The sequence below is a fragment of the Candidatus Nanoarchaeia archaeon genome, assembly GCA_035290625.1.
GTDB lineage: Archaea > Nanobdellota > Nanobdellia > Woesearchaeales > DATDTY01 > DATDTY01.
Map to the genome: position 1 here is coordinate 1 of DATDTY010000077.1, position 4134 is coordinate 4134.

Consider the following 4134-nt stretch of genomic DNA (forward strand, 5'->3'; position numbering starts at 1 on the left):
TGCAGGCAAAAGTCGGGAAATCCGGCATGATCAACATTAACAGGAAAAGCAAGATTGGGAAGCTCCTCGCTGATGCCATCGTGATGGGAGAGAAGATTGAGGTAATGGGATAAGGATCATCGTTTTCTTTATTATGTGAGATTAACTCTCTATAATGGCAACATTGAATACTACCCCTCTATCACAAAGAAATACAGCCTGTTAAACCAGATCATGACCAGGTAGAGCACTGCAATGACAACCCACGTAAACAATGATATGTACTGCTTATAGAAAAGCTGGGAAATGCCTGCCATAAGCGGCGCAGAAACGTAGTATATTGCGTAAAGCAGCAGAAATGCCAGCACAGAAAACCCAAGCACAGGAAGGTATTTCCTCGGCTGCATCAGGAATCTTCCGGTTTTCCTCCAGATGCTCTTCAACTCATTGCCTTGAGCAAAAAAGATACTGGAGGCATTTAACAGAAGGTAGAAGACTATTATGAACGCAAGGGTTGCAAAACCCCGCCAGGGCCGTTGATACTCAAACTTGACAGCCCATCCGCCTATGGTTATCACTGCCCAATATGCAGCTATGAACGAGCCGTACAGGCAGATGTTTAACGCATACAGCCTCTTGAACGAGAGCTTATGTCCCCTCTTCAGCATATGATTGATGGTATGGAGAACTGCCAGCTTAAATCCTGAATAGACTGCGAGCAACACCATTGCGTATATGATTGTGAACACTGTCATAAATCCAAGGGCGCTTATGGCAGTGCTGCTGAAGCTCTGAATTGCCAGCTTGTTCTGCTCTACAATAAGGCCCACCAGCTTGATCGAATACCAAAGAGTTAGAAGAAACAGGGCATCAAGAATAATTATTGTTCCTGCGTCTTTTTTGTTGCTGCGGAGCAGCCAAATAGTCCTGGCAAACCTAGATTGGCTTTTCATCCAATCCCCATAACCTCTCCGCTTGTCAGGTTCCGATACGGAGCCTGCATAACATCCACATTCCTGAACACATAGGCTCCATCAGGCTCTACTGTGCCGACACCTTGCCAAATATCGCTAAAGGTCTGGCCTGGGCTATAGACCACATCATCATAATAGCCAATATCTGCGCTCAAAACAATTGTCGGAACCTGAAGAATATCGTACTTCTTCACAATCTTCTCGCCTTCAGGGTCGGAGATGTCAAGGTACACTTCTTTGTTCACTGCAACATCAAGGCCTCGGGAATCGGCCAGGATTGATCGATGCAGGCTGACGTTGTAGCATTGGCTGCAGGTTTTGTCATCAAGATAGGTGAGCGTCACCAATCCAACCACTTTCTTGCTTTCAAGATCATAATAGGGGGGATTAAATGGCCTGCTGGTACCTGTGGTGATGTAAGAGCCGTCAGAAGCGATCTTCCCAATACTGCTCCATGCAGAAACGATTTCCGGGTAGGCTGCAAGTCCGGAGCTTGCGATAACAACCGGGGCCCTCTGGATTCCATATTTCTCGATAAGATCAGATGCATCAGCAACATCCAAAACCCTCTGCTTCTCGACCAAAACACCTGCGCTTTCAAGGCTCGCCACAAATGAGCCTACATCATGACAGGTGGTGCAATCTTTCTTAACAATGGAGGTGAGGGTAACTTTCCCTACAATGGCGCCGCTTTCTGCATCTGTGTATGGCGCTCCTGGGGCATCGAACACAAGAGCATCGCCGCTCTGCTTAAACTCTGCCAGGGAGATCTTATCGACCTCCCCTGTAACAATCACTGCAGGAATCCTGCGGATCTGGTACTGTGAAATCAGCTGGGCAGCGTCCTGAAACCTCAGCTCATCCTCCTTCTGAATATCAACATTTTTCTGCTTCAAAGAGCTCATCATCTGCGTTGTATCAAAGCATTGGCTGCATTTCTCATCCTTCAGGAGCGTAACAGAGATTTTCGCAGGCTTTTCTCTCTCAGCCTTTTTCTGCAAAAGGCTGTCAATCTCCCTGTCAATCCCGTACATCGTCACCATGTTGAACACCAGAATCAAAAAAAGGACTGCCGCAATCACTGGGAGATACTTGTCAATCCTGGGCTTTTCGCTGCCTCTATGCTCATGAAGGGGATGTTCATGATGTGAATGCTCATCGTCATGATGCGGCTCTTTGTCATGATCTCCTCTTGGATGCCCTTTTTCCTGATGTTCTTCGTTCATCTTTGACCCCTCACCCTATTGCGCAGCCTGTGACCCCTGAAAGCCTGTCAAAGCTCTGCACGCCTTCGTATACCTTATCGTCAATTATCCATGTGGGCGTTTTCCGGATTTTTCCAGATGCTGCTGGAAATTCTGTGTATTCTTCATACTTCAAGTATTTGAATGATTTCCCGAACATGGCTCTCTGCTTTTGAGTATACTGGCACCAGCTCATTGCGCCATACATCGTAGCGCCTTTTTCTGAAAGGCACTTGGCAAAGCTGTCAAATCTTCCAGGAGATGCTGCGGCATATACCGCATAGCCAGCTATCAAAATCACTGCAAGCACAGATCCTGAAAGCAGAAGAATCTTTTTCCTTGCCCAAGGGCTTGCCTTTCCTTTAGAATGTTGTGAAAACTGCTCTTGGCGGGTTTCATACTCCTTTCTAGCTTCATCAGAACCCTTCCGCAATTTCTCCAATCGAAGCCTTTTCCGCTCTTTTCCGCTCAGCATCAAAATCCTGACCCTTCAGTGTTCGCTGCCTGGGCTGCAGTTTCATCAACAGCATCAGCGGGCATGCCAACTCCGCATCCGCCGCCATAAGTATCCTGGCCTGCTGGTCCTGTTGCATATCCTGAGGACTGGCTTGCGCATCCGCCAAGCACTAACAAGCTAAGAATAAGGATTCCGACAATTAGTTTCTTCATCATGTTTACCCCCCTTCTGTTTCAAATGACTTTATATACTGCTATCCTGGCCTTGTCACTGGCTGTAATATTTAAATGTTATGAATTAAAGACTCGATTGCAAGTTCCATCAGCTACACCTCACCAGTACTTCATATAGAACTGTGAGGCCAGAATACATCATGCCGAGCGACCTTTCAGCGCGCAACCAGCAGCATCATTCGGATAAAGAAGCACAGCAGATGCTCAACTTTTTCACCTTCATGGGGGAGTTCTATAAAACAGCTCAAACCCTTTTTCCAATGAAGACCGCAGATCGGGTTCTGCCTTCCACCGGAACTATAGACTCTGCTGCTGGCTACCAGAAGTAGCTATCTTGGGATTTCATCAATTTCATCATAGAGCTGAAACGCTTCAGCTGGAATTCTGAGAATGCAGAGCATATCATTTCCTTCTCTCGTTGTTACCTGCCAGATTTGCATTGGCACCATCGTTGCCGAGTCCCGGAATCGTTGCAGTTCACAAGGGCCTGCATAATGAGCATCGGCGATAATCGCATTGGGATTGGCATCGATCTGGTTCTGCTCAAACTCCTGCCTATATCTTTGATCTTCAAAGACCCGGGAGTATTCTGTTGTGGACTTACAGTGACCTTCTTGATTAGAATACTCAATTTCACCAAGTAATTGTATGAGCGGCTCTGGGTCAAGCCAGCGTGCAAAGTCGAGTAGCAGTTTTCTTACATCCTCTCTCTGCGAAATCCCCTCTCCTGCTTGCCGTGCAGCTTCGATGCTGTTGAACTCTCCTGAAAACGTGAGTTGCTCCTCGGTCTTATACGGGCTGTAGTAAAAGGCAGGTCCTGGCGGAACACCGTTGCATTGCTCTGGAAAACTGCGCTCCTCATAGTCAATGTCAAGCTGGCCGGAAATCTCTTGGGGATTAACGCTGAGCGATGAGCTAAATGCCTGGTCAAGTTCGCAGGAAGTGGAGTATCTGTACAAAAACCAGCTTGATCCAGTTAAGCCACTAGATGTATCGGTCGAGAAAGTTATATGTTTGTTGCGGTAGTACTTTTCTCCTTGGTCTGGGCCTAAGTCTTTTAGGCAGCTGTCCCAGCCATCATAATTTGCTCTTGCGTCCAGCTGGAAGCGTGCATCTCCAATCCTGGTTGTTTCGGCACTGAGATCAACAATTGGTATAGGGGGCATTCTCGGATACTCAGGATCGAGGCATCGCTTGCCAACAAAACGCATGCTTGCATCCTCAATGGTGCACCTGTCGTTTCCCAA

The 4134-nt window shown here is 47.2% G+C and carries 6 protein-coding genes; 1 reads left to right on the top strand and 5 read right to left on the bottom strand.

Features of this window, described 5'->3' with window-relative positions; all coding sequences use genetic code 11:
* Positions 1 to 170 precede the first annotated feature (170 nt).
* Genes VJB08_06980 through VJB08_06995 form a run of 4 tightly spaced genes read right to left on the bottom strand, consistent with a single transcriptional unit; the run spans position 171 to position 2869 of the window.
* A complete protein-coding gene (locus tag VJB08_06980) occupies positions 171 to 932 on the bottom strand; it encodes a hypothetical protein (GenBank protein HLD43698.1) in 762 nt (253 codons plus the stop codon).
* Entirely contained in the window at positions 929 to 2179 is a 1251-nt protein-coding gene (locus tag VJB08_06985) for a hypothetical protein (protein HLD43699.1), read from the bottom strand. The genes VJB08_06980 and VJB08_06985 overlap by 4 nt, the downstream gene beginning before the upstream one ends.
* 10 nt (positions 2180 to 2189) lie before the next feature.
* The gene (locus VJB08_06990) at positions 2190 to 2672 is read right to left on the bottom strand and encodes a hypothetical protein (protein ID HLD43700.1); all 483 of its coding nucleotides are present in this window, start codon (positions 2670 to 2672) and stop codon (positions 2190 to 2192) included.
* Positions 2672 to 2869, bottom strand: a complete 198-nt coding sequence (locus VJB08_06995; protein HLD43701.1) for a hypothetical protein — start codon at positions 2867 to 2869, stop codon at positions 2672 to 2674. The genes VJB08_06990 and VJB08_06995 overlap by 1 nt, the downstream gene beginning before the upstream one ends.
* A gap of 158 nt (positions 2870 to 3027) precedes the next feature.
* Between VJB08_06995 and VJB08_07000 the strand changes: the two genes are divergently transcribed.
* Complete coding sequence (locus VJB08_07000; GenBank protein HLD43702.1) at positions 3028 to 3216, top strand: hypothetical protein; 189 nt, start codon at positions 3028 to 3030, stop codon at positions 3214 to 3216.
* Here the strand turns inward: VJB08_07000 and VJB08_07005 are convergent.
* Positions 3217 to 4134 (bottom strand): hypothetical protein (locus tag VJB08_07005; GenBank protein ID HLD43703.1); only part of this gene is annotated, 918 nt, incomplete at its 5' end.